We start from the raw sequence: 22,275 nt of genomic DNA on the forward strand, positions 1-22,275 counted from the left end.
TCAGCCAAGTTTCCCGGGCCAGTATTTGTCGACATATTTCTGGATTTCAGAGCGCATGAAGCGGCCGGAATCGTCGGCGCGCTCCTCCCAGCCGAAGACGCAGGCGGTGATGATGCCGTCGAACCCGACAGCGGCGAGCGACGAGAAAAAGACATCCCAATCGATCTCGCCCTGGTACATATCCATGTGCTGATGGATGGTGACCTTGGCGCCCGGCGGATTGATGATATAGCGCAGCCCGGACGACGCCTTGTGATTATAGGTATCGGCCACATGCACATGGGCGATCAGCGGGCCGGCATCGCGGATCATCCGCGCCATGTCGTCACCGAAATAGAAGGTATGCGGCGCGCAGTAGAGGAATTTGACATTGTTCGAGCCGATGGTCTTCAGCATGTCGATCGCCGGATGCAGCGTCTCGCACCAGTCTTCCGGATGCGGTTCCATGTTGAGGGTGACGCCCTCGCGCTCGAACACCGGAACGAGCTCTTCGATCGAGCGCCACCAGGCGGCTTCGCTGTGCTCGTGGGTATGCATGCCGCCGCAGCAGCTGGCGCGGTGGCTGCGATCCAGCGACGGCCCGCGGCCAAATTCCGAGTTCATCGTATCGCAGCCCATCTCGGCCGCGATCGCGATTGCTTCCTTCCAGTAGCGCACTGCCGCCTGCCGCTCGTCCTCATGCGGGCTCGCCCAGCGGTACATCGGCAGGATCGAGGCGAGTTGGACGCCGTGATCCTTCAGGGCCGCCTTGAATTCCGCGATGCGTTCCTTGTGCGCCCGCGGGCGCACCCACCAGGGCAGAAAGTCGTCACGCGGTGACAGCTCGATATGCGCGTAGCCGAGCTCCGCCGCCTTGCGGCAGAGGTCGCGCAGGTTGAGGTGACGGTGCATATGCGGGTCGAGTGCGATCTTCATCTGGCTCCTCCGTCATCCCCGGCCGCATCGGGCCAGCGGATAATCCTTGATCTCGTTTGTTTCGGATGTCCGGTGCTCCTCCCGGATTGCTGGCACGATACGGCTGCGGCGCCCCCATGCTCCAATGCTTCCTTGATCAAATTTGATCATTGACCTCACAGCAGGCCGATGCTCTGCTGTGTCAGCTTTGGGAGTGAGTGAGCCTGATGAAGGTGACTTTGAAAGATGTTGCGACGCAAGCCGGCGTCGGCACCGCGACCGTCGAGCGCGTCCTCAACGGCCGCGGCGGCGTGCGGCCTGAAACGGTGGAGAAGGTCTTTCTGGCGGCAAGACGGCTTGAATACCGGCAGAGCCTGCCGGTCGCCCATCGCGGCCTGATCCGGATAGAGGTGATCCTCGTTCGCCCTGAGACCAGCTTCTATTCGCGTCTGAACCGGGCGTTCGAGCGCATCGCCGCCTCGCTTGACGACAGCATTGTCGTTCACCGCACCTTCGTCCGCGAGAATGAGCCGGCGCAATTCGCCCGCTACATCGCCAACCCGACGGCACGCCGGTCGGCGCTGATCGTGGTTGCGCCCGACCATGCCGATGTCGTTACCAGCGTGCGGAAGGCGGCCGGTCTCGGCATTCCCGTCGTCCAGATCATGACCCGTCCGGCCCCCGAACTGCCCTATGTCGGCATCGACAATTATGCTGCCGGACGCACCGCGGCTCACTACATGTCGGGCATGCTGGCGCAGCGCGCCGGTTCGTTCGTCGCTCTCTGCCACAGCGGCGCCTATGAGAACCATAAGGAGCGGATCCGCGGCTTCTCCAGCTATCTCTCGGAGAAGGGTTCAAACGAGCATCGTTTCATCGAAGTCATGTTCGACCTTGATGACGAGCATAATGCCATGGAACTGCTGCAAGCGGCCCTCCGGCGCGAATCCGGCATCATCGGCGTCTATAGTGCAGGCGGCGACAACAAGGGTGTTGCGAGCGTGCTCGCGGCCAACAGGGCTGGGCGGCCGTTCTGGGTCGGCCACGAATTGACGGGAGAGACGCAGGACTATCTCAGCCGCGGCATCATGTCGATCGTGCTCGACCAGGCGCCGGAAGTGCAGGCGAGGCGATCGATAGACCTTGCGCTGAACAGGCTTGGTCTCATCGAGGTGGAGGTCAGCGCCGAGCCGGTGCGCTTCCTGACGATCACATCGGAAAATCTCTGAGGCGGGATAGGATGCCCGGACATCCGCTCGAACGAGCGCCCGTGTCTGTCACGACGCCGGCGCGACCTTACTGCAGCTGCGGCTTCTTGAGGAAGCTGTTGCGGTCGGCGGACTTGATGCGCAGCCAGGCTTCCCGGCCGTTCCTAAGGATCCGCATGGGGATCTCGGCGCCGGCCGGGCCGCTGCTCCAGAGCTTGCGGTAGAAATCGGCCAGGCCATCGACCTCTTCGTCGCGGATCTCCGAAATGATATCGCCTTGACGCAGGCCTGCCTCGGCGGCCGGGCCGCCTTCGGCCACGCTCATGACCACCACGCCGCCATTGCTCTCGGCGGAGAAGGCGCCGAGCCAGGGCCGCGGCGGTCTGTTGACCTGACCCCGGTTCAAGAGATCGTCGAGGATCGGCGGCAAAAGGTCGATCGGCACGACCATATTGATATCGGCGACCTCGTCGCCCTGGCTCATCTGCAGGCGAAGCGAACCGATGCCGAGAAGCTTGCCGTCCGAGCCGATCAGCGCCGCACCGCCCCATGAGGGATGGGCCGGTGCCGTGAAAATCGCCTCGTCGAGCAGATATTCCCAATAGCCGGCGAATTCCTGCCGGGCGACGATATTTGCCTCGACGAATTCTCCGATGCCATCGGCCAGCACGACGGGATCGCCGGCCTTGGCCGTCGCCGCGTCGCCGAGATCCACCGCCGGCGCATTCAGAGAGCCAAGCGCCTGGACCAGGCCGAAGCCGCTTTCCTGATCATAGGCAAGCGCATGCGCGGGAACCACCCGCCCGTCATGGGTCGTCAGCCAGACCTCTTCGGCCTCGGTGATGAGATAACCGATGGTCAGCACCAGCCCGTTGTCGCGAATGACCACGCCGCTGCCTTCCCGGACGGTGCCCAGCGTCTCCGCCGTGAAGGCATCTTCCGGAATGGAGGAACGGACGGCCACGACTGACCGCAAAATCGGATCGATATTCATGCTTTCATCCCGATAGGCGCCGGCGCGAAAAGCCGAAAGCCGGCGCATTCTTCCTTGAATAGGTAAGAGAATAGACGGCGGGTGCAAGACCGTATCGGAGGGAATTTCGGCAGGCCAACGCGCGACCTTTCCCCCTGCCTGCACCAATCAAGGTTTCACTGAGCGCCGAGACTATTGCGCATCGCACCGGCGGGCGGCTGAGCGCGACCATATTGCCGCGGCGAGCATCCCATCACTCTCTTGAAAGCGGTGCTGAATGCGCTTTCGGATTCATAACCGAGAGACAGGGCGACACCGGCAATTGCTTCGGCCGAGTTTGTCAATCGGTCACCTGCGAGAAGCATGCGCCAGCGCGTCAGATAATCCATCGGCGCCAGCCCGACCTTTTCCTTGAAGTGGAGAGCAAAACTGGACCGGGACATCGAGGCCCGTTCAGCCAGAGACTGCAAGGTCCACTTGCGGGCTGGATCGGCATGCAGGGCAGCGATAGCCGCGCCGATCCGCCGGTCGGTAAGCGCGAAAAGCCAGCCGACGCCGCGCGCATTCGGCGATGCGATATGGAGGCGCAACACCTGCATGAGCATGACATGCGCAAAATGCTCCGCCATCAGAAAGCCACCCGGCTGCTGGTTGCGCAATTCGCGCGTCATCCGATCGAGGCACCAGCGCAGCACGGCGGCGTGATCGGAATCCCTCTTCACATGGACGATCGGTGGCAGGATTCCGAGAAGGATGTCCGAATTTCCTCCCGAAAAGGAAAAACGGCTGCCGATCAGGAAGAAATCGCCGCCGCCGTTGCACGTCGCAATGCCGTCGCGGGCGATCGAATAGATCGCATCGGACGGGATGGCTTCGAGCGCCGGATCGCTGGCGAGACGAAAAGCTCGGCGGCTCGTCAGCAGAAAGCAGTCGCTTTCCTCCAGGCGGACAGCTTCGGCAACGCCATCGACGCTCAGCCAGCAGCCGCCTGAAATCACCGCGTTGAACTTGATGCCATCCGGAGGCGGAAAATCGATCGCCCAGGCGCCGCCAGCGTCAAGCCCCGCGGAAACATAGCTGCGCGGTTTGAGCAATGCGAGAACATCGGATAACGGGTCCATGTAAAATTCCGGACGATGGCGAAGAGATGTTGGACTTTAGCGCATGGATCGTCTGGAGACCACGCCTTATTCTCGCGACCGTCAATCCAAGCGACGGCAATGTCGCAGAACAAAGGCAATTATCATGAATGACAAACAAGTCCCCATCGGCTCCGGATTTGGCGCCCACACGACGGCCGGCGAGGTTCTGGCCGGTTTCGATCTTTCCGGCAAGCGCGCCATCGTCACCGGCGGCCATTCCGGCCTCGGGCTCGAGACCACACGCGCTCTGGCGGGCGCCGGCGCCAAGGTGACCATCGGCGCAAGGAGCCTCGAGGCGGCGCGCAGTGCGGTCGCCGGTATCGATGGCGTAGAGATTGATCGGCTCGACCTTTCCGACCTCGAAAGCGTTCGCGTCTTTGCCGAGCGGTTCGTCGCGTCTGGCCGCAGCATCGACATCCTGATCAACAGCGCCGGCATCATGGCCTGCCCGGAAACGCGTGTCGGCGACGGGTGGGAGGCACAGTTCGCGACCAATCATCTCGGCCATTTCGCCTTGGTCAACCGCCTTTGGCCGGCGCTCTCGCGCGGCGCTCGCATCGTTTCGGTTTCCTCCGGTGGCCATCGCAACTCCGCCATGCGATGGGAGGATGTGCAATTCGAGACCGGTTACGACAAATGGCAGGCTTACGGCCAGTCGAAGACCGCCAACGCACTTTTCGCCGTGCATCTGGACAGGCTCGGGCGCGACACCGGCATCCGCGCCTTCTCGCTGCACCCGGGCAAGATCCTCACCCCCTTGCAGCGCCATCTCGCAAAGGAGGAAATGGTCAGTGCTAGCTGGATCGATGCGGACGGCAATCCGATTGACCCGACATTCAAGACCCCATCCCAGGGTGCCGCCACGCAGGTTTGGGCGGCGACCTCGCCGCAACTCGACGGTATGGGAGGCCTCTATTGCGAGGACTGCGATATCGCCATCCGCGCAACCGATGGAGAACCCGGCGGCGTCAGCGACCATGCGGCCGATCCCGAGGAGGCGGCACGCCTGTGGATCTTGTCGGCAAGGCTGACCGGCATCGATGCTTTCGCGGCGCATGCCTGAACCCATAGCGCGCGGCAAACCCTCGTCAATGCGCGCCGAAGACACAGCCGATTGTCTTGCCGTCCTCGCGCCTCACCCGGGCCTTCTCGGGTGAAGGCGTCATTGGCGCGCACGCTGCCGAAATCGGCCTGCAACAGCGCGGTCGCCGTGCCAGATTGTATTTGCGCAAATAGCAGTCAAATCCGGCGACAATCCGTCTTTAAAACGTATTCAAACTGTACGCAAAAACTGTGGCATTCCGTCCTGCGTCGCTCTGCGGACCCGGAGGCGCGACATTTTTCGTGACAGCGACATTGTGCAACAATATACGGTCAATCTCATCAGGAATCAGACTGACACGGATCACGACATGAAAGACTGGCATCCAGATCTCAGCCGCAGCAGCAGCCCCCGCTATATGGCGATCGCCGATGTGATTGAAATGGATCTGCGCAGCGGACATCTGGTGGCTGGGGATCGGCTGCCGCCGCAGCGCGAACTCGCCAAGCGGCTGAATGTCGATTTCACGACGGTAGCCAGAGGGTATGTCGAGGCGCAGAAGCGCGGGCTTGTGGATTCGCATGTCGGCCGAGGCACCTTCGTTACCGGTGGCGCGGACAAGGAGCGCCGGGGATTCGCGCCCGACGCCGCGCCCGATCCCCGCCGCGCCTCCATCGTCGATTTCTCGATGAACATGCCCCCGGAACCTGATGATCCCGAGTTGATCGCCCGCATGCGCGAGGGCATGTCGGCGGTAGCGGCGAGCCTCATTCCGCTTTTGCGCTATCAGGGTTTCGGCGGCTCCAGCATGGACAAGGCGGCTGCTGCCTCCTGGCTCAGCCGTCGCGGGCTGGTGCCCTCGCAGGAGCGCATCTTCGTCACACCCGGCGCCCATCCGGCCCTGCTGGCGATCTTCGGCCTGCTGGCAAAACCGGGCGAAACGGTGCTTTCGGAAATCATCACCTATCCCGGCATGCGCTCGATCGCCGCCCAGCTGCGGCTCAATCTGGCCGGCTTGCCGATGGACGAGGACGGTATCCTGCCGGATGCCTTTGCAGACGCCTGTGAGAGATTGAAGCCGAAGGCGCTCTATCTCAATCCGACGCTGCAGAACCCAACGACGCTGACCATCCCGGCCAGGCGCCGCGAGGAAATCTCAGCCGTCGCCCGCAAATATCATGTGCCGATCGTCGAAGACGATGCCTACGGCTTCATTCCCCAGCATGGCCCGGCGCCGCTCGCGACAACAGCGCCCGATCTGACCTGGCATATCGGCGGGCTGGCAAAATGCATCGGCGCGGGTCTGCGCCTTGCCTATGTCGTGGCGCCTGACAGCAAGGCAGTGTGGCCCTTCGTCAGCGCCATGCGCGCCAACAATGTCATGGCCTCGCCACTGACCGTTGCGCTCGCCACCCGCTGGATCGAGGACGGCACCGCCGATACGATCCTGCGTTTCATCCGCGCTGAGGCCGCCGCCCGCCAGCAAATGGTTGCCGCCATCCTGCCGGCCGGCAGTTACCGCGCCGATCCGATCAGCTTCAACATCTGGCTGCCGCTCTCCAACGGCTGGACCCGCTCTACCTTCGGCAGCCATACCCGTTCTTCCGGCATCGGCGTCGTCGCAAGCGATGCCTTCACGGTCGAGGGCACGGCACCCGAGGCCGTGCGCGTCTGCCTTGGCGGACCGATCACCCGGGAGAAACTGCAGGGCGCACTGGAATTCATGGCCCACGCGCTGGAAGGCCCGCCTGAGATGGCGGCGTCGTTCTTCTGACGCCGAACTCTGCCGAGGCTGATCGGGGCCGGACGAAAGCGGAACCGGTGAGGATCAGAGCGGCCGCCCCAAGCCGTCCGGGCATGGGCGAAGCATAGCCGTCACGTTCACGTCTGCCCCGCCCAGGCTGCCAGCCTTGGCTGCGGCTCCAAATGCTGTTTCAGAAATCTGCAGCCAGCTTGCTGCCGGCCTGCGCTGGAAGATCTGCGGCATTCTGGCGAATTGACTGGCAATATCCACGCAATGTAATTATATTGCATGCATACATTAATTGCATTGATAGCATCAATGTTCACCGTATCAGCAAAGCGAAATCGTCATGGACACGGAATATCCCCCACTTCCTCCGATACAGACCGGCATCAGGGGGCGCTGCCCGCGATGCGGCCAGGGCCATATGTTCAAAGGCTTCCTGACGCTGCGGCCGGGATGCGAAGCCTGCGGCCTCGATTATTCCTTCGCCGATCCGGCCGACGGTCCGGCCTTCTTCGTCATCTGCTTCGCCTGCATCCCGAGCGTGCTGCTTGGCGTGTGGCTGGAGGTGGCCTTTTCGGCGCCGATCTGGGTGCAGCTTCTGGTCACCGGTCCCTTCATGCTCGCCACCTGCATTCCGCCGCTCCGGCCGCTGAAGGGCTGGCTGGTCGCCAGCCAGTATTTCTACAAGGCGGAAGAGGGCAAGCTCGCCTAAAGCATGTCGCGCAAAAGTGTGCTGCGGTTTGCGCAAACGACATGCGTAAAAACAAAGACCTAAAGCGCGAGGGCGAATCTGAAAGATCGCCACGCGCTTTAGGACTTGTTTAGCGTCGCGCGCAGACGCGGCGTCGCGAAATCGAGCAGCGCCCGCAGTTTCAGGGGCACTAGGCCTTGCGCGGGATAGACGAGATGGACCGGCGCCGGCGGCGGTTCGAAATCTTCGAGCAGCGGCACCAGCAACCCGGCCATCTCGGCGCGTGCGGCCTGGTAGGAGAGCACGCGGGTGATGCCGAGGCCGGCGACAGCCGCATCGACCGCGGCCTCGGCGGTGTTGACGGCCAGCCGCGAGCGGATCGGCACCGCGAGATCATGTTTGCCCTCGGTGAATGTCCAGCTCAGCATCGAGGCCATACCCTCGAAGGTAACGCAGGCATGCCCAGCGAGATCGCCTGGATGCCGGGGCAGGGCGTGCCGTGTCAGATAATCCGGGCTGGCATAGACCGTACGGCGGATCGCGCCGAGCCTTGTGGCGATCAGGTTGCTGTCCGGCAGGTTGCCGATCCTGAGCGCTACGTCGATATGATCCTCGACGAGGTTCGATATCCGGTCGCCAAGCATCAGCCTCAGATTGATATCGGAATAGGCTTTCAGGAAATCCACCACGACAGGCAAGACGTGCAGCCGCCCGAAGACGATCGGCGCGGTCATCGTCAACTCGCCCTTCGGCGCGCTGTATTCACCGGCTGCCGTCCGTTCCGCCTCTTCCACTCGATCGAGAATCTCCCGCGCCGCCTCGACATAGGAGCGGCCGGCTTCCGTCAGCGTGATCTTCCGGTTGCTCCGTTGCAGCAGCTGGGCGTTGAGATGTGCTTCCAGTTCTGAAACCTTGCGGCTGACGGTTGCGAGCGGGGATCGCAGATGCCGTGAGGCGGCCGACAGGCTGCCCTGTTCGACGACGGCAAGGAGCACGGTCATGGCGTCGAGGCGGTCCATTTTATCCTTCCATGAATTGGTAGCATGCCTTCCAGATTAGCATCTTCTGCAGCCAGATGGAAGGCAGTAAATTACGCAACTGATGGTTCGAAGCGGCCATCGCCAACCGCATCCCGTCAATCGGAAGACCAAAGGAACCATCATGAAACTCTATCATCACCCGCTTTCCGGCCATTCGCACCGGGCTCACCTGTTCCTGTCGCTGCTTGGCGTGCCCTATGAACTGGTCGAGGTCGACATGGCGGCAGGTGCCCACAAGGCGCCGGACTTTCTGAAGCTCAATCCCTTTGGCCAGGTGCCGGTGCTCGACGACAATGGCAGGGTCATTGCCGATTCCTCTGCCATTCTCGTCTATCTCGCGCGCAAATACGGCCGCACCGACTGGCTGCCGGAAGAGGCGGTGGCCGCGGCGCGGATACAGAAATGGCTCTCGGTTGCGTCAGGCGAGATCGCCTACGGACCATGTGCCGCGCGGCTGGTCACCGTCTTCGGCGCCGATTTCCGCACTGACGAGGTGATCGCCCGGGCGCACCGCATTCTCGCGCTGATCGAGGCGGAGCTCCACGGCCGCAGCTTCCTGATCGGCGACAATCCTGTGGTCGCCGACGTGGCGCTCTACAGCTACATCGCCAACGCACCGGAGGGCAATGTCGATATCTCAGCCTATCCCAGCGTTCGTGCCTGGCTTGCGCGCATTGAGGCGCTGCCGGGTTTCGTCGGTTTTCGCAAGACCAAGATCGGCCTTGCCGCGTGACAAGCCGCCGGGCAGGCCGCTGTCCCGGTTCCCTAAATGCTGTCCAAAAGGAGGCCGTGATGCTGGAGCAGACAAGACAGGACGCCACATCGCCCTGGCATGTGGGTGAACTCGCCATGCAGCGCAGTGTCGGTGTCGCCGAACGCATGGACGGGCCGGGACGGAATTTCGTCCGCAAGGCCATGCCGGAGCAGCACCGCGCCTTCTTTCCGATGCTGCCTTTCGTCGTGCTCGGCGCCGTCGATTCCATGGGCGATGTCTGGGCGACGGTCAGGGCTGAGCGCCCTGGTTTCATGGCCTCGCCGGAGCCGGAGATTCTCGAGGTTCGCCTGCCGCGCGACGCAGCCGATCCTGCCGATGCCGGCATGGAGGATGGCGACGCGATCGGAATGCTCGGCATCCAACTCGAGACCCGGCGGCGCAACCGGCTGAACGGCGTGATCCGCAGGGCGGATGCTGGAGCTTTCCAAGTGCGCGTCGGCCAGAGCTTTGGAAATTGCCCGCAATATATCCAGCTTCGCTCTTCCGCCTTCGCCCGCGATCCCGATATACCCACGACGATGCTATCCATTCATTCCGGCCAACTCGACGGTCGGGCGCGGCGGGTAATCGCGGGCGCCGATACGTTTTTCGTCGCCTCTTATGTCGACCGCGACAACGGCGAGCGGCAGGTGGACGTGTCCCATCGCGGTGGCAATGCCGGCTTCGTCCGTATCGGCGCCGATGGCGTGCTGACCATTCCCGATTTTCCCGGCAACCGGTTCTTCAACACGCTCGGTAATTTCCTCGTCAACCCGAAGGCGGGTCTGGTGTTCATCGATTTCGAAAGTGGCGACATGCTGCAGATGACGGGCAGGGTCGAGGTGCTGCTGGATTCGCCTGAGATCGCCAGTTTTCAACGGGCGGAACGGCTGTGGCGTTTCACGCCCGAAGCGATCGTGCTGCGCCCGGATGCCCTGCCGCTACGGTGGAGCCTGCCTCCGGGCCTTTGAGAAATACCGCCTCGAATCGGCTTGCCAATCATTGTACCGATCAGTACAATGATAACCGTTCGGTACAGGAGCGCCCGGAGAACCTATGTCCAGCCTCGTCCTACCTTTCACCCTTGAGACCGCCACCCAGAAAGTTCGTCTTGCCGAGGATGGCTGGAACAGCCGTGATCCCGAGCGCGTCTCGCTCGTCTATACGCCGGACAGCCGCTGGCGGAATCGTGCCGAATTCATCACCGGCCGCGCCGAGATCGTCGCCTTCCTCACCCGCAAATGGGCAAAGGAACTGGATTACCGGCTGATCAAGGAAATCTGGGCCTTCACCGATCATCGCATCGCCGTGCGCTTCGCCTATGAATGGCACGATGACAGCGGCAATTGGTTCCGCTCCTATGGCAACGAGAACTGGGAGTTCGACGCCGCCGGCTTGATGCAACGCCGCTTCGCCTGCATCAACGACCTGCCGATCCGGGAATCGGAGCGCAAGTACCATTGGCCGCTCGGCCGGCGGCCGGACGACCATCCCGGTCTGACCGAACTCGGCCTCTGAACAAGCCAAGGAAGCCGCCGGTGAAGACCGTCTACGAACGCGCCGACATCGTGCCGCTGCTGGCGGAAATCTTCCGCGAGCTCGGCTATGAGGGCACGTCGCTGAGCCGGATCACCGAACGCACCGGCATCGGCAAGGGCAGCCTTTACCACTTCTTTCCCGGCGGCAAGGAGGAGATGGCGGGTGCCGTGCTCGCCGATGTCGATGCCTGGTTCGAACATGCGATCTATCAGCCGCTGAGAAAGGACGACGCCGATCAGGCGATCGCCGCGATGTGGACGAATGTGAGCGATTATTTCCGCTCCGGTCGTCGCATCTGCCTCGTCGGCGCCTTTGCGCTTGACAAGACCCGCGAGCGGTTTTCAGCAGCGATCGGCGATTATTTCATCCGCTGGATCGACGCCTTGCAGTCGGCGCTGATGCGGGCAGGCTGCCCCGAGGGCGAGGCGCAAACGCTCGCCGAGGAGGGCGTCGCGGGCATTCAAGGCGCGCTGGTGCTGTCGCGCGCGCTTGATGATAGGATGGTTTTCACCCGATCGTTGGACACGTTGGCGAAGCGGCTCGATGCTGTGATGAGATGAGGGGCGGTAATGTGATGAGGGGCAAACCGCTGGACGTTGATTGCAACGGTGAAAAATTCACCCGGCCACGAGTGACTGGCCGGGGCATTGATCGGGCGTTACGCGGCGCTCGAGCTTACATTGGTAGCGTTTTGCGTCTATTTCAGCGTTGCTGTTGAGGCTGCTGGGCCGGGCGCGTATTTTCGCGTTCAGGGCGAACCTGGCGCCATTCGTTTTCCATCTGATCGACGACATGCTGGGGAATGGTGGTTTGGCTGTTGGCGGGCGTCTGCATCGGAAGTCTCCTCTGTTCGTGGTAAGGCTTCGGGGCAAGAAGATGCATTGCATAAGACAAAAGGCGTGTAAATCAGTGGCTTAAACACTTTAAACGATTAAATTGAATTTAATCGATTAAGACGGATTTAACCATGATATTTCGAGGGAAGCGCGGAATGGTTGTCCACATGGACCGGGCATTCTTTTTCGATACGGTACGGCACCGACTCTTCAAAGGAAACCTGACTCAGCCTCAGGTAGTGGGCATCACGGCGATTCTCGACGCCTGGGAAGAACGCTTTGCCGATGCCGACCGTCGGTGGCTTGCCTATATCCTCGCAACCGCTTATCACGAGACCGCCTATACGATGCAGCCGGTGCGTGAGACGCTGGCGGAAAGCGATGCGCGCGCGGTCGAGATCCTGGAGACGGCCTTTGCCGCAGGCCGGCTCTCCTGGGTGAAGACGCCCTACTGGCGGCCGGACGAGGATGGCTGCAGCTGGCTCGGCCGCGGCCTGGTGCAGCTCACCCATAAGCGGAACTATGAGGCGATGAGCGTGCTGACGGGGATCGACCTCGTTGCCGAACCCGACCGGGCGATGGAGATGGATGCGGCGGTGACGATCCTGATCGACGGCATGCTGCAGGGCAGCTTTACCGGCCATAAACTCGCCGATCACCTGAACGCGACGACCGCCGACTGGGTGAATGCGCGCCGCATCGTCAATGGCACCGACCGGGCGGAAAAGCTCGCAGCCTATGCCATGGTCTTCGATGCGGCGATACGTCCCGATGCGGCCCATGGCATGCTCGCGCGGTTGAAGGCCTGGGGCGCACATGTTATCGCCCGGCTGAAAGCTGGAGCGCCGCGCGTCCGATAGGATGCGCCAAGGTCGCTCCATCATTTTGACAAATCCGACAGGAGCTTCCGCGTGATCCGTCATATCGTCTTCTTCACCGTACAGGAGGAACATCTGCAGGAGGTGAGGGCCGGGCTTTCGATTCTGACCGGCATTCCGCATGCGCGGCTGCTGGAAATCGGCACCAACGTGAAGACCGATCAGTTGGGCACCGAGATCGATCTCGTGGTATACGGCGAATTCGACGATGAGGCGGCCCTTGCCGCCTACAAGGCGCATCCCGATTACCAGCTCTCGATCGAGCGCGTACGGCCGCTCCGGGAAAAGCGCATCGCCGCCGATTACGACAGCCGCACGGCGGTGACGCGGCCGCTCTGAATTGCCCAAGCATTTAACTGGGAAGCTACATTCCATTGAAATTTCAAATGGATGACTGATTGTCCGGATTCGGATCGTCGCCAAGCTGACTCAGCTTCTGAGCCACCGAACTCAACTTTCGAAAAAGCCGCGGCAAGCGATTCGAAAGATTCGTCAAAAGGAGCTGCTGCTTCATGGTCTGGTTGCCGCAGCGGTTGCGGCGCGCGGGCGAAAAGCCGCTCTCGTTCATGCGTGGGTGATAATCAGGAGACATTAAGAATGGCTGACTCCGATGCGCGGGCGCCGCGCACCAGCGCCATCAGCATCAGCACGAAGATGAGCGACAATGCCGCGAGAACGGCGCAGGCGACGAGCGCCGGGCCGGTGCCGGCGCGGTCGAGGATGGCGGTGAAGACGACCGGGGCGATGGCGTTGGCGAGATTTTGCGGCAGCGACAGCCTGGCCGATTGCAGGCCGAATTCGCGCGGTGAAAACAGTGCCAGCGGCAGCAGCGCGCGGGCGACGGTCATGACGCCGGCACCGAATCCGTAGAGCAGGATGAAGGTGACGAGCAGCGGTGTCGACGGACTGGCGAAGAGCATCATCAGGAAACTCATTGCCATCAGGCTGATACCCATCGCCGCGCTGAGCATGGGGTTGCCGCGCCGGCCGAGCAGCATGTCGAGGAAACGCGCCGAGATGCCGAGGACGCCGCGCGCCGAGCCGAGCTGCAGCGCAAAGGCCGGCGAGGCGCCGGATTGGCGGAAGATCTCGAGCAGCGATGGGGAGATGCCGAAGGTGATGAAGGTCGAGGTCGTCGTCGCCGCGGCGATCAGCAAGAAGGCCTTGCGCTGCGCCGCTTTCGATAGTGGCACCGGGGCGATTTCAGCCATGCCGCCTTCGACATGCGTTGCGATCGGTTTCGGCAGGGCGAAAAGATGCAGCGGCAGGCAGACGAAGAAATGCAGCGCCGCGCACACGAGAAAGGTCAGGCGCCAGCCGACCGTCTCGTTGAGCAGGCTGAGGATAGGCCAGAAGATGGCGCTCGATAGGCCGGTGAACAGCATCAGGATGGCGATGACGCGTTTGCCGTTCGCGCCCTCGCGCTCGACGACGGCGGTATAGGCTGGTGCCGAGAGGCCAAGTGCGCCGCCGAGGCCGATGATGACCCAGGCGCTGGCATAGAGCACGATGCCGTTTGCGGCGGCAAGCAGAAGCAGGCCAAGCGCAAAGGTCAGCGAGGCGGCCGAAAGCACTCGGGCAGCACCATAGCGGCCGAGCCATCGGCCGGTCGCGGGACCGACAATGGCGCTAACCACCATCATGATCGTCAGGCCGGCAAATGCCACCTCGTTCGCCAAGCCGAGATCCGGCGCTACGACGCGGCCCATGACCCCGAGCATGTCGAAAGTCGTGCCCCAGCCGATCAACTGGGTAACGGCAAGGACAGTGACCGTCTGCGCCGAGCGGAAGCGGGAGAATTTTGGCATTGGTGCTGAAACGGTCTGAGATGCGGGGGCCGCAAGGACATAACAGTTTCAACCGGCCGGTGAAAGCCGCGGTCGGCAGGAATGCGATGAGCGCGGACGACTCGCAGACAAAGACTATGGTGTCGGTCCCGCCGGCTCCTTCCACCTACGGGAGGTGATAAAGAACGCGCGGATTCCAAGGCTGGAGGGCATCGTTTGGGGACGCTATGGCGGCAGTTTCCAGGTGCTGAAACAGGCTGTCCCGAACAGTCGAGAACAGTTCTGGACACCCTGCATTACAGCGCATTCATTTGCCATTCAGGTCGCGTGAGTACATATTCGGGGCAAGTTGGCATTACCTTGAAAGCATAACACATGGCCTTTCCTCTGAGCGTCGCAGCATTGGCCGCCGGACTGGTGGTATCGGCGCCCTCACCGGACGCGCCGGGCACTTTTATCGTGCGTGTCGGAGGCGATTGCAGCGCCGCCGCCGCCCAGGTCGTCGAGCAGACCGGCGGCCAGTTGCTGTCCGTGCAACCGGTGGGCGATACCTGCATCATCACCGTTCTTGTGCAGGGCAATGGCCAGCGCCCACGCAAAGTCACGGTAAAGGTTCCGATGTAGGCGGAATCGGCTTATTCAGGACATTGATCGATTTGAAGCGGACGAAAGTGGACCGATGCGCATCCTGGTAGTCGAAGACGACGTTAATCTGAACCGGCAGCTGGCCGACACGCTGAAGGAGGCGGGCTATGTCGTCGACCAGGCGTTCGACGGCGAGGAAGGCCATTTCCTCGGCGACACCGAACCCTATGACGCCATCATCCTCGATATCGGCCTGCCGGAGATGGACGGGGTCACCGTTCTTGAAAAATGGCGCGGCGCCGGCCGCGGCGTGCCGGTGCTGATCCTGACGGCGCGCGACCGCTGGAGCGACAAGGTCGCCGGCATCGATGCCGGTGCCGACGACTACGTCACCAAGCCCTTCCATGTCGAGGAAGTGCTGGCCCGCATTCGGGCGCTGATCCGGCGTGCGGCCGGGCATTCCTCATCCGAGATCATCTGCGGGCCGGTACGCCTCGATACCAAATCCTCGAAGGCGACAGTCAACGGCACGACGCTGAAGTTGACCTCGCACGAATATCGGCTGCTTTCCTATCTCATGCATCACATGGGCGAGGTCGTCTCGCGCACGGAACTGGTCGAGCATATGTACGACCAGGATTTCGACCGTGATTCCAACACGATCGAAGTCTTCGTCGGCCGCCTGCGCAAGAAAATGGGCGTCGACCTGATCGAAACGGTGCGCGGTCTCGGTTACCGCATCCAAGCGCCGAAACATGCGAATTAAGTCGCTCACCGCACGTGTGTTGCTGCTGACCACGGTCTGGTCGACGGTGGCGCTGGTGGTGATCGGCCTCTTGATCTCCACCCTCTACCGCAAGAGCGCCGAACGCGGTTTCCAGGATCTGTTGAGGGCGCAGCTCTACAATGTCATCAATTCGGTGACGATCGGCGATCAGGGCGCACTCAGCGGCAGCCCGCAGCTCGGCGACCTGCGCTTTGCCCAGCCGAAGACCGGCTGGTACTGGGTGGTGGAACCGCTCGGCACCTATACGACAGCTCCGCTGGTGTCGCCTTCGCTCGGCTCGGCGCTCATCCCGGTTCCCTCCGTCGTCGAGGCGCCTTTCGACAAGAATTACGAGCGGTACTATCAGGTGACGGATGCCTCCGGGAACCGTGTGCAGGTGGCCGAGACCGAAGTGGTGCTTGATACCGACGGGCGCGCGGCGCGCGTCCGCGTCACCGGCAATGTCGATGTCGTCGAGGACGACGTGCGCACCTTTTCCCACAGCCTCTATCTGGCGCTTGCCGGTTTCGGCGTCGGCAGCCTGATCGTCAACGCCCTGGCGATTCTCTATGGCCTGAAGCCGCTCGACAAGGCCCGCGCCGCACTGGAGCGCATCCGCGCCGGCGAGAGCGAGCAGCTGAAAGGCGACTTCCCGCGCGAAATCCTGCCGCTTGCCAACGAGGTGAACGCGCTGATCGACAGCAACCGCCGCATCGTCGAGCGGGCCCGCATGCAGGTCGGCAATCTCGCGCATTCGCTGAAGACGCCGATCGCCGTGCTGCTCAACGAGGCGCGCGTCCTCGAAAAATCCCATGGGGAGCTGGTCCGCAGCCAGGCGGAATCGATGCAGGGGCAGGTGCAGTCCTATCTCAATCGGGCGCGCATCGCCGCGCAGCGCGAATCCGTGCTCGCCCGCACCGATGCCGAGCCGGCGCTCGAGCGACTGGTGCGCGTCATGCGCCGGCTGAACGTCGATACTGAATTCGATCTCGTCGTCTCGCCGCCGCATCTGGCCGTTGCCATGGAGCAGCAGGATCTCGAGGAGACCGTTGGCAATCTCCTGGAAAATGCAGCGCGTTTTGCCAAGAGCCGGGTGCGGCTTTCGGCCGTCGAGGCCGGCGAGGATGTGAAGGGGGGTGAGGCGAGCGCGCGCCGCCACTGGGTGGAGCTCGCCGTCGAGGATGACGGGCCGGGCCTGGAGCCGGATCAGATCCGCGAGGCGCTGAAGCGCGGCCGCAGGCTCGACGAAAGCAAGCCGGGAACCGGGCTCGGCCTCTCGATCGTCACCGAGATTTCCAATGAGTACCAGGGACGGCTCGAGCTTTCCCGCGGTGAATGGGGCGGGCTGAAGGCGAAGCTTATCCTGCCTGGCGTCACAAAGGATGTTGCATGAGCAACTGCTTGATGTCACAAAGATACTGGCAAATGTATAGCATGCTTTGCCTTAATGCTGACACGGGGACGCTGCACTTCGATCGGCTGAAATTGACCCCTGATCGTGGTTCGACGCAATGATTTTACGCTCGCAAGGCATGATCGTTTCTGCTCTTCTCGTCGCCGTCGCGCTGTCCGGCTGCACGACGACGAAGGGTGCCGCCTCACGCGGCATTTTTTCGAGCAAGCCCTCGGCATCGGCCGCCTTCATCACCGCGCTGCACGGCGGCATTGTCGGCCGCAGCGGTGTGAGCTTGAACGACAGCGACAAGCAGCGGGCGCTAGAGGCGGAATATCGGGCCCTGGAAGGCGCCGCCGTCGGCCAGCCGATGCTCTGGACCGGCAAGGACGTGGCCGGTAAGGTGGTGGCGGCTGCGCCCTATCAGGTCGGTTCGCAGAACTGCCGGCAATATACCCATACGCTGACCGTCGACGGCAAGGACACGGTGGCGCGGGGCGCTGCCTGCCGCAACGACGACGGCAGCTGGTCGCCGCTCTGAATTGCGGCCAATAGAGCGCGCGCTAAGGACGATCTATCGCTTTAAACCAGCACATGGGAATTATGTGCTAACCTCAAATCTTCGTCATTCCGGCTTTGGCAGTTGGAATGAAGGCGCGCTTCACGTATTTGGGCGACATGCTGTTCTGGATTCTCGTTGCCGCTTTGACGGCAGCCCTCGCCGTCATCCTGCTCTACCCCCTTCTGCGCGGAGCGAAGGCGGCGGATAATATCCGTGCGGGCGAGACGGCTGTCTATCGCGACCAGTTGCGCGAGCTCGACCGCGATCTCGATGGCGGGCTGATCACCCCGGAGGAGGCTGATTATGCCAGGGCGGAAATCGGCCGGCGGCTGATCGCCGTCTCTGCCGACGAGCCGGCGCAGACACTGAAACCCGCGCGGCATCACCGTTTCACCGAGGCCTTCGTCCTCCTGCTCCTGCCGGTTCTCGGCCTCTGTCTTTATTTGACGACGGGCAGGCCGGACCTGCCCTCGCAGCCGCTGGAAGCGCGGCTGGAAAACCCTGGCAATGACGTAGCGGTGCTGATCACCAAAGCGGAACGGCACCTGGCTGAGAAACCTGATGACGGCAAGGGCTGGGACGTGCTGGCGCCGATCTATTTCCGCACGATGCGCATCAACGACGCGCAAGTGGCCTACCGCCACGCCATCCGGCTTCTCGGCCCGAGCCCGGTCCGGCTCGATGGCCTTGCCGAGACGCTGATCGCTGTCTCCGACGGGGTGGTGACGGAGGAGGCGCGGCAAGTGCTGGAGCAATCGCTGACGCTGGAGCCTGACAATCCGCGCGCCCGTTTCTATATCGCCCTCAGCATGGAGCAGGCGGGACGGCCCGATGAGGCGCGGCAGGCCTTCGAGGCACTGGCAAAACAATCGCCGGCCGATGCGCCGTGGCTGCCGCTGGTCAACCAGCATATCGCCATGAACGGCGGCGCGCCGGCAGGCCCTGGTTCGGCTGCCCAGGGCGCCAATCCATCTGCCTCGGGCGCCAATCCGGCTCCCGGCAATCCCACGCAGCAGGATGTGACGGCGGCCGAGACCATGAACGCCGGCGACCGGCAGCAGATGATCCGCGGCATGGTCGAAAGCCTCGATGCCAAGCTCAGCGAGGATCCGAACAATTTCGAGGGCTGGATGCGGCTCGTCCGCTCTTACGCCGTATTGAACGACAAGGATCGCGCCGCCGGCGCCCTGAAGCGCGGGCTGGCGGCCTTTCCGCCGCCCGGCGAACAGGGCAGGCAATTGCTGGCGCTGGCCAGGGAACTCGGCATAGCCCCGGAGGGAGCGACGCAATGACGCGCAAGCAGAAGCGCCTGGCGGTGATTGCAGGCGGCATGGGCTTCATCCTCGCCGCCGTGCTGCTGGTGATGTTCGCCTTCAGCCAGTCGGTCGCCTATTTCTACATGCCGGCCGATCTGGCCAAGACGCCGGTGGCGCCGGAAACCCGCATCCGCCTCGGCGGCCTGGTCGGTGAGGGCAGCGTCGTGCGCGGTGCCGGCTCGACGGTGGAATTTGCCGTCACCGACGGCAGCGCCAACGCCGTGAAGGTCAAATATACCGGCATTCTCCCCGATCTTTTCCGCGAGGGCCAGGGCGTCGTCACCGAGGGCATGTTCACTGCCGGAACGAACGTCTTCGTCGCCGATACCGTGCTTGCCAAGCATGATGAGACCTATATGCCGAAGGGGGTGGCCGACAGGCTGAAAGCCCAGGGGCTGTGGAAGGAAGGCCAAGGCCAGGAAGGTCCTGGGAAGGAAGCTCAGGGCCAGGAAGTGAAGGAACAGCAAGTGAAGGCGACGCCATGATCATCGAGATCGGCCATTACGCGCTGGTGCTGGCGCTGGCCACGGCGCTCATCCTTTCCATCGTGCCGGTGATCGGAGCCCGTCGTCACGACCGGGCGATGATGGATGTGGCGACGGTCGGCTCGCTGGCGATGTTTGCGCTTGTGGCCTTCTCCTTCGCCGTGCTGACCTATGCCCATGTCGTCTCGGATTTCTCGGTCGAAAACGTCTGGGAGAATTCGCATTCGCTGGTGCCGCTGATCTACAAATACTCCGGCGTCTGGGGCAATCACGAGGGATCGATGATGCTCTGGCTGTTGATCCTGACGCTGTTCAGCGCGCTGGTCGCCGTTTTCGGCCGCAATCTGCCGGAGACGCTGAAGGCCAATGTATTGGCCGTGCAGGCCTGGATTTCGGTCGCCTTCACGCTGTTCATCCTGCTGACCTCCAATCCCTTCCTGCGGCTCGATCCGGCGCCGGCCGAGGGCCGCGATCTCAACCCGGTGCTTCAGGATGTTGGTCTGGCGATCCATCCGCCGCTGCTCTATCTCGGCTATGTCGGCTTCTCCGTCTGCTTCTCCTTTGCCGTTGCTGCCCTCATGGAAGGGCGCATCGACGCTGCCTGGGCACGCTGGGTGCGGCCCTGGACGCTGGCGGCCTGGACCTTCCTGACGCTCGGCATCGCCATGGGCTCCTACTGGGCCTATTACGAGCTCGGCTGGGGCGGCTGGTGGTTCTGGGACCCGGTGGAAAACGCCTCCTTCATGCCGTGGCTCGCCGGCACTGCGCTGCTGCATTCGGCGCTTGTCATGGAAAAGCGCGAGGCGCTGAAGATCTGGACGGTGCTGCTCGCCATCCTCACCTTCTCGCTGTCGCTGATGGGCACCTTCCTGGTGCGCTCCGGCGTGCTGACCTCGGTGCATGCCTTTGCCAGCGACCCATCCCGCGGCGTCTTCATTCTGTGCATCCTGCTGATCTTCATCGGCGGGGCGCTGTCGCTGTTTGCCTTCCGCGCGCCGAAGCTTTCGGCCGGCGGGCTGTTTGCGCCGATCTCGCGCGAGGGCGCGCTCGTCGTCAACAATCTGATCCTGACAGTCGCCTGCGGCACGGTGCTCACAGGCACGCTCTATCCGCTGCTGCTGGAGAAACGCTGACCGGCGACAAGATCTCCGTCGGGCCGCCCTTCTTCAACCTGACCTTCGGCCTGCTGATGGCACCGCTGATCGTCATCGTACCCTTCGGGCCGATGCTGGCCTGGAAGCGCGGCGATCTGCTGGGTGCCCTGCAGCGGCTCTATGTCGTCGCAGGTCTCGCCTTCCTTGCCGCGCTGATCTTCTTCTATATCGAACATGGCGGGCCGGTGCTCTCAGTGCTCGGCCTGGCTGCCGGGCTGTTCCTCATCCTCGGCGCGGTGGCCGATCTCTGGTACCGCGCTGGTATCGGCAAGGTCGCGGGCAGCCTTGCCTGGCGCCGGCTTTCCGGCCTGCCGCGTTCGGCCTTCGGCACGGCGCTAGCCCATGCCGGGCTCGGCGTCACCGTGCTCGGCATCGTCGCGGTCACGACCTTCCAGAGCGAGCATGTCATCGAGATGAAGCCCGGCGAGGTGACGAAGGCCGGCGGTTACAGCCTGCATTTCGACGGCATGCAGCCGGGGACCGGGCCGAACTATACCGAGGAGCGCGGCCACTTCACCATCCGCCGCGCCGGTGTCGCGGTTGCCGATACCTGGTCGGCCAAGCGCCTCTATACCGCCCGGCAGATGCCGACGACGGAGGCTGGTATTCTGACCTTCGGCCTCAGCCAGCTCTACGTCTCTTTGGGTGACGCCACCAAGGACGGCGGCATCGTCGTGCGCATCTGGTGGAAGCCGTTCATTCTCTGCATCTGGGGCGGCGCGGTGTTCATGGCCTTCGGCGGCCTGGTCTCGCTCAGCGACCGGCGCCTGCGTGTCGGCGCTCCGCGCCGCAAGGCGAAGCCGGCAGCTCCTGCCATGGAGCCGGCGGAATGACGCGCTCACGGCTTTCTTCCCCTTCTCCCCATCGGGGAGAAGATGCCCGAAGGGCAGATGAGGGGGCCGAGCGGCGGAGCTGCGAGGAGCTTGAGCGCAAGCGAAAGGTCGCCTGTGCTGCGAAGGGTGGCCCCCTCATCCGCCCTGTCGGGCACCTTCTCCCCGAGGGGCGAAGGGGAATGCGGCTTCTCTCCCGGCTCCTCATCGTCCTTTTCGTCCTCTTCACGCCCGTCTCCGCCTTCGCCGTCAATCCCGACGAGGTGCTGGCCGATCCAGCTTTGGAAGCCCGCGCTCGCGCTCTCTCGGCCGAGCTGCGCTGCATGGTCTGCCAGAACCAGTCGATCGACGATTCCAACGCCGATCTGGCCAAGGACCTGCGGCTGCTGGTGCGCGAGCGCATCAGCGATGGCGACAGCGACGAGGCGGTGCTGAACTACATCGTCTCGCGCTACGGTGAATTCGTGCTTTTGAAACCGCGTCTCAGCCTGAAGACGGGGCTGCTCTGGGGTGCACCGCTGCTGCTGGTGCTTGTGGGCGGGCTGTCACTGCTGGTCTTTGCCCGCAACAGGGCCGGCAAACCGACCGGCAGCAAGCTGACGGCAGACGAGCAGGCGAAGCTGAGCGAGCTTCTGAAAAAGTAAACGGTT

24 protein-coding genes and 1 pseudogene are annotated in these 22,275 nt (G+C 63.0%); 18 read left to right on the forward strand and 7 right to left on the reverse strand.

Annotated features, from left to right (window positions below):
- Nucleotides 1-915 carry a sugar phosphate isomerase/epimerase family protein gene (locus N2600_RS06290; RefSeq protein ID WP_260298451.1) on the reverse strand — a complete coding sequence of 305 codons (915 nt, stop codon included), beginning with the start codon at nt 913-915 and terminating at the stop codon, nt 1-3.
- A gap of 206 nt (nt 916-1,121) precedes the next feature.
- On the opposite strand from N2600_RS06290, the gene N2600_RS06295 reads away from it, so the two are divergent.
- Complete coding sequence (locus N2600_RS06295) at nt 1,122-2,123, forward strand: LacI family DNA-binding transcriptional regulator (protein ID WP_260298453.1); 1,002 nt, start codon at nt 1,122-1,124, stop codon at nt 2,121-2,123.
- A 67-nt stretch (nt 2,124-2,190) separates the two neighbouring features.
- On the opposite strand, the gene N2600_RS06300 is transcribed toward N2600_RS06295, so the two are convergent.
- Together N2600_RS06300 and N2600_RS06305 are read right to left on the reverse strand one after the other, a co-directional pair.
- Nucleotides 2,191-3,096, reverse strand: coding sequence for a S1C family serine protease (locus tag N2600_RS06300; protein WP_026154076.1), 906 nt, complete (start codon nt 3,094-3,096; stop codon nt 2,191-2,193).
- A gap of 155 nt (nt 3,097-3,251) precedes the next feature.
- A complete protein-coding gene (locus N2600_RS06305) occupies nt 3,252-4,196 on the reverse strand; it encodes an AraC family transcriptional regulator (protein ID WP_260298454.1) in 945 nt (314 codons plus the stop codon).
- A gap of 124 nt (nt 4,197-4,320) precedes the next feature.
- Between N2600_RS06305 and N2600_RS06310 the strand changes: the two genes are divergently transcribed.
- The 3 genes from N2600_RS06310 (at nt 4,321) to N2600_RS06320 (ending at nt 7,721) form a co-directional block, all read left to right on the forward strand.
- Nucleotides 4,321-5,280: an SDR family NAD(P)-dependent oxidoreductase gene (locus N2600_RS06310; RefSeq protein ID WP_222281959.1), complete on the forward strand. Its 960-nt coding sequence runs from the start codon at nt 4,321-4,323 to the stop codon at nt 5,278-5,280.
- A 349-nt stretch (nt 5,281-5,629) separates the two neighbouring features.
- Nucleotides 5,630-7,033 (forward strand): aminotransferase-like domain-containing protein, encoded by a 1,404-nt coding sequence (locus tag N2600_RS06315; protein ID WP_222281960.1) that lies wholly within the window; start codon nt 5,630-5,632, stop codon nt 7,031-7,033.
- A 319-nt stretch (nt 7,034-7,352) separates the two neighbouring features.
- Nucleotides 7,353-7,721, forward strand: coding sequence for a DUF983 domain-containing protein (locus N2600_RS06320; protein WP_017963579.1), 369 nt, complete (start codon nt 7,353-7,355; stop codon nt 7,719-7,721).
- A 98-nt stretch (nt 7,722-7,819) separates the two neighbouring features.
- Here the strand turns inward: N2600_RS06320 and N2600_RS06325 are convergent, their stop codons facing one another.
- A complete protein-coding gene (locus tag N2600_RS06325) occupies nt 7,820-8,719 on the reverse strand; it encodes a LysR family transcriptional regulator (protein ID WP_222386228.1) in 900 nt (299 codons plus the stop codon).
- A gap of 142 nt (nt 8,720-8,861) precedes the next feature.
- Here N2600_RS06325 and N2600_RS06330 point away from each other — a divergent pair, with 142 nt between their 5' ends.
- The 4 genes from N2600_RS06330 (at nt 8,862) to N2600_RS06345 (ending at nt 11,593) form a co-directional block, all read left to right on the forward strand.
- Nucleotides 8,862-9,473: a glutathione S-transferase family protein gene (locus N2600_RS06330; protein WP_222281962.1), complete on the forward strand. Its 612-nt coding sequence runs from the start codon at nt 8,862-8,864 to the stop codon at nt 9,471-9,473.
- Between the two features lie 59 nt (nt 9,474-9,532).
- Nucleotides 9,533-10,465 carry a pyridoxamine 5'-phosphate oxidase family protein gene (locus N2600_RS06335; protein WP_260298455.1) on the forward strand — a complete coding sequence of 311 codons (933 nt, stop codon included), beginning with the start codon at nt 9,533-9,535 and terminating at the stop codon, nt 10,463-10,465.
- Between the two features lie 85 nt (nt 10,466-10,550).
- The gene (locus tag N2600_RS06340; RefSeq protein ID WP_260298457.1) at nt 10,551-11,012 is read left to right on the forward strand and encodes a nuclear transport factor 2 family protein; all 462 of its coding nucleotides are present in this window, start codon (nt 10,551-10,553) and stop codon (nt 11,010-11,012) included.
- 20 nt (nt 11,013-11,032) lie between these two features.
- Nucleotides 11,033-11,593: a TetR/AcrR family transcriptional regulator gene (locus N2600_RS06345; protein WP_260298458.1), complete on the forward strand. Its 561-nt coding sequence runs from the start codon at nt 11,033-11,035 to the stop codon at nt 11,591-11,593.
- A 142-nt stretch (nt 11,594-11,735) separates the two neighbouring features.
- Here N2600_RS06345 and N2600_RS06350 read toward each other — a convergent pair whose 3' ends face one another.
- Nucleotides 11,736-11,867 (reverse strand): hypothetical protein, encoded by a 132-nt coding sequence (locus N2600_RS06350; protein ID WP_003546730.1) that lies wholly within the window; start codon nt 11,865-11,867, stop codon nt 11,736-11,738.
- A gap of 157 nt (nt 11,868-12,024) precedes the next feature.
- On the opposite strand from N2600_RS06350, the gene N2600_RS06355 reads away from it, so the two are divergent.
- Together N2600_RS06355 and N2600_RS06360 are read left to right on the forward strand one after the other, a co-directional pair.
- Nucleotides 12,025-12,729: a hypothetical protein gene (locus tag N2600_RS06355; RefSeq protein WP_260298459.1), complete on the forward strand. Its 705-nt coding sequence runs from the start codon at nt 12,025-12,027 to the stop codon at nt 12,727-12,729.
- A gap of 51 nt (nt 12,730-12,780) precedes the next feature.
- Entirely contained in the window at nt 12,781-13,086 is a 306-nt protein-coding gene (locus N2600_RS06360) for a Dabb family protein (protein ID WP_007626707.1), read from the forward strand.
- A gap of 43 nt (nt 13,087-13,129) precedes the next feature.
- On the opposite strand, the gene N2600_RS06365 is transcribed toward N2600_RS06360, so the two are convergent.
- Together N2600_RS06365 and N2600_RS06370 are read right to left on the reverse strand one after the other, a co-directional pair.
- Nucleotides 13,130-13,339 (reverse strand): hypothetical protein, encoded by a 210-nt coding sequence (locus N2600_RS06365; protein ID WP_245268343.1) that lies wholly within the window; start codon nt 13,337-13,339, stop codon nt 13,130-13,132.
- A complete protein-coding gene (locus N2600_RS06370; RefSeq protein ID WP_260298461.1) occupies nt 13,329-14,555 on the reverse strand; it encodes an MFS transporter in 1,227 nt (408 codons plus the stop codon). The genes N2600_RS06365 and N2600_RS06370 overlap by 11 nt, the downstream gene beginning before the upstream one ends.
- A gap of 354 nt (nt 14,556-14,909) precedes the next feature.
- Here N2600_RS06370 and N2600_RS06375 point away from each other — a divergent pair, with 354 nt between their 5' ends.
- From N2600_RS06375 to N2600_RS06410, 8 genes and pseudogenes are all read left to right on the forward strand, one after another.
- Nucleotides 14,910-15,158: a hypothetical protein gene (locus N2600_RS06375; protein WP_260298462.1), complete on the forward strand. Its 249-nt coding sequence runs from the start codon at nt 14,910-14,912 to the stop codon at nt 15,156-15,158.
- A gap of 55 nt (nt 15,159-15,213) precedes the next feature.
- Nucleotides 15,214-15,885, forward strand: coding sequence for a response regulator transcription factor (locus N2600_RS06380; RefSeq protein ID WP_003546765.1), 672 nt, complete (start codon nt 15,214-15,216; stop codon nt 15,883-15,885).
- Nucleotides 15,875-17,278: a sensor histidine kinase gene (locus N2600_RS06385; protein ID WP_017963588.1), complete on the forward strand. Its 1,404-nt coding sequence runs from the start codon at nt 15,875-15,877 to the stop codon at nt 17,276-17,278. Before N2600_RS06380 ends, N2600_RS06385 begins: the two co-directional genes overlap by 11 nt.
- A 118-nt stretch (nt 17,279-17,396) precedes the next feature.
- The gene (locus tag N2600_RS06390) at nt 17,397-17,819 is read left to right on the forward strand and encodes a hypothetical protein (RefSeq protein WP_260298463.1); all 423 of its coding nucleotides are present in this window, start codon (nt 17,397-17,399) and stop codon (nt 17,817-17,819) included.
- Nucleotides 17,820-17,956: 137 nt separating this feature from the next.
- Nucleotides 17,957-19,132 carry a c-type cytochrome biogenesis protein CcmI gene (gene ccmI, locus N2600_RS06395; protein WP_441005717.1) on the forward strand — a complete coding sequence of 392 codons (1,176 nt, stop codon included), beginning with the start codon at nt 17,957-17,959 and terminating at the stop codon, nt 19,130-19,132.
- Nucleotides 19,129-19,641, forward strand: a complete 513-nt coding sequence (ccmE, locus tag N2600_RS06400) for a cytochrome c maturation protein CcmE (RefSeq protein ID WP_260298464.1) — start codon at nt 19,129-19,131, stop codon at nt 19,639-19,641. Before ccmI ends, ccmE begins: the two co-directional genes overlap by 4 nt.
- Nucleotides 19,638-21,628, forward strand: a pseudogene (locus N2600_RS06405) (heme lyase CcmF/NrfE family subunit). The gene ccmE and the pseudogene N2600_RS06405 overlap by 4 nt, the downstream one beginning before the upstream one ends.
- A gap of 179 nt (nt 21,629-21,807) precedes the next feature.
- On the forward strand, nt 21,808-22,269 hold the full coding sequence (locus N2600_RS06410) for a cytochrome c-type biogenesis protein (RefSeq protein WP_260110507.1): 462 nt from the start codon (nt 21,808-21,810) through the stop codon (nt 22,267-22,269).
- Nucleotides 22,270-22,275: the final 6 nt, after the last annotated feature.

This window comes from Rhizobium sp. WSM1274, assembly GCF_025200775.1.
GTDB classification, from domain to species: Bacteria; Pseudomonadota; Alphaproteobacteria; order Rhizobiales; family Rhizobiaceae; genus Rhizobium; species Rhizobium leguminosarum_I.

Excerpts from the sequence above, each read along its gene's own strand:
- N2600_RS06300 (WP_026154076.1), bottom strand. The coding sequence starts at position 3,096 with ATGAATATCGATCCGATTTTGCGGTCAGTCGTGGCCGTCCGTTCCTCC.
- N2600_RS06365 (WP_245268343.1), bottom strand. The coding sequence starts at position 13,339 with ATGTCTCCTGATTATCACCCACGCATGAACGAGAGCGGCTTTTCGCCC.
- N2600_RS06335 (WP_260298455.1), top strand. The coding sequence starts at position 9,533 with ATGCTGGAGCAGACAAGACAGGACGCCACATCGCCCTGGCATGTGGGT.
- ccmI (WP_441005717.1), top strand. The coding sequence starts at position 17,957 with ATGCTGTTCTGGATTCTCGTTGCCGCTTTGACGGCAGCCCTCGCCGTC.
- N2600_RS06290 (WP_260298451.1), bottom strand. The coding sequence starts at position 915 with ATGAAGATCGCACTCGACCCGCATATGCACCGTCACCTCAACCTGCGC.
- N2600_RS06320 (WP_017963579.1), top strand. The coding sequence starts at position 7,353 with ATGGACACGGAATATCCCCCACTTCCTCCGATACAGACCGGCATCAGG.
- N2600_RS06295 (WP_260298453.1), top strand. The coding sequence starts at position 1,122 with ATGAAGGTGACTTTGAAAGATGTTGCGACGCAAGCCGGCGTCGGCACC.
- N2600_RS06315 (WP_222281960.1), top strand. The coding sequence starts at position 5,630 with ATGAAAGACTGGCATCCAGATCTCAGCCGCAGCAGCAGCCCCCGCTAT.
- ccmE (WP_260298464.1), top strand. The coding sequence starts at position 19,129 with ATGACGCGCAAGCAGAAGCGCCTGGCGGTGATTGCAGGCGGCATGGGC.
- N2600_RS06355 (WP_260298459.1), top strand. The coding sequence starts at position 12,025 with ATGGTTGTCCACATGGACCGGGCATTCTTTTTCGATACGGTACGGCAC.
- N2600_RS06340 (WP_260298457.1), top strand. The coding sequence starts at position 10,551 with ATGTCCAGCCTCGTCCTACCTTTCACCCTTGAGACCGCCACCCAGAAA.
- N2600_RS06310 (WP_222281959.1), top strand. The coding sequence starts at position 4,321 with ATGAATGACAAACAAGTCCCCATCGGCTCCGGATTTGGCGCCCACACG.
- N2600_RS06330 (WP_222281962.1), top strand. The coding sequence starts at position 8,862 with ATGAAACTCTATCATCACCCGCTTTCCGGCCATTCGCACCGGGCTCAC.
- N2600_RS06375 (WP_260298462.1), top strand. The coding sequence starts at position 14,910 with ATGGCCTTTCCTCTGAGCGTCGCAGCATTGGCCGCCGGACTGGTGGTA.
- N2600_RS06325 (WP_222386228.1), bottom strand. The coding sequence starts at position 8,719 with ATGGACCGCCTCGACGCCATGACCGTGCTCCTTGCCGTCGTCGAACAG.
- N2600_RS06350 (WP_003546730.1), bottom strand. The coding sequence starts at position 11,867 with ATGCAGACGCCCGCCAACAGCCAAACCACCATTCCCCAGCATGTCGTC.
- N2600_RS06390 (WP_260298463.1), top strand. The coding sequence starts at position 17,397 with ATGATTTTACGCTCGCAAGGCATGATCGTTTCTGCTCTTCTCGTCGCC.
- N2600_RS06410 (WP_260110507.1), top strand. The coding sequence starts at position 21,808 with ATGCGGCTTCTCTCCCGGCTCCTCATCGTCCTTTTCGTCCTCTTCACG.
- N2600_RS06385 (WP_017963588.1), top strand. The coding sequence starts at position 15,875 with ATGCGAATTAAGTCGCTCACCGCACGTGTGTTGCTGCTGACCACGGTC.
- N2600_RS06380 (WP_003546765.1), top strand. The coding sequence starts at position 15,214 with ATGCGCATCCTGGTAGTCGAAGACGACGTTAATCTGAACCGGCAGCTG.
- N2600_RS06305 (WP_260298454.1), bottom strand. The coding sequence starts at position 4,196 with ATGGACCCGTTATCCGATGTTCTCGCATTGCTCAAACCGCGCAGCTAT.
- N2600_RS06370 (WP_260298461.1), bottom strand. The coding sequence starts at position 14,555 with ATGCCAAAATTCTCCCGCTTCCGCTCGGCGCAGACGGTCACTGTCCTT.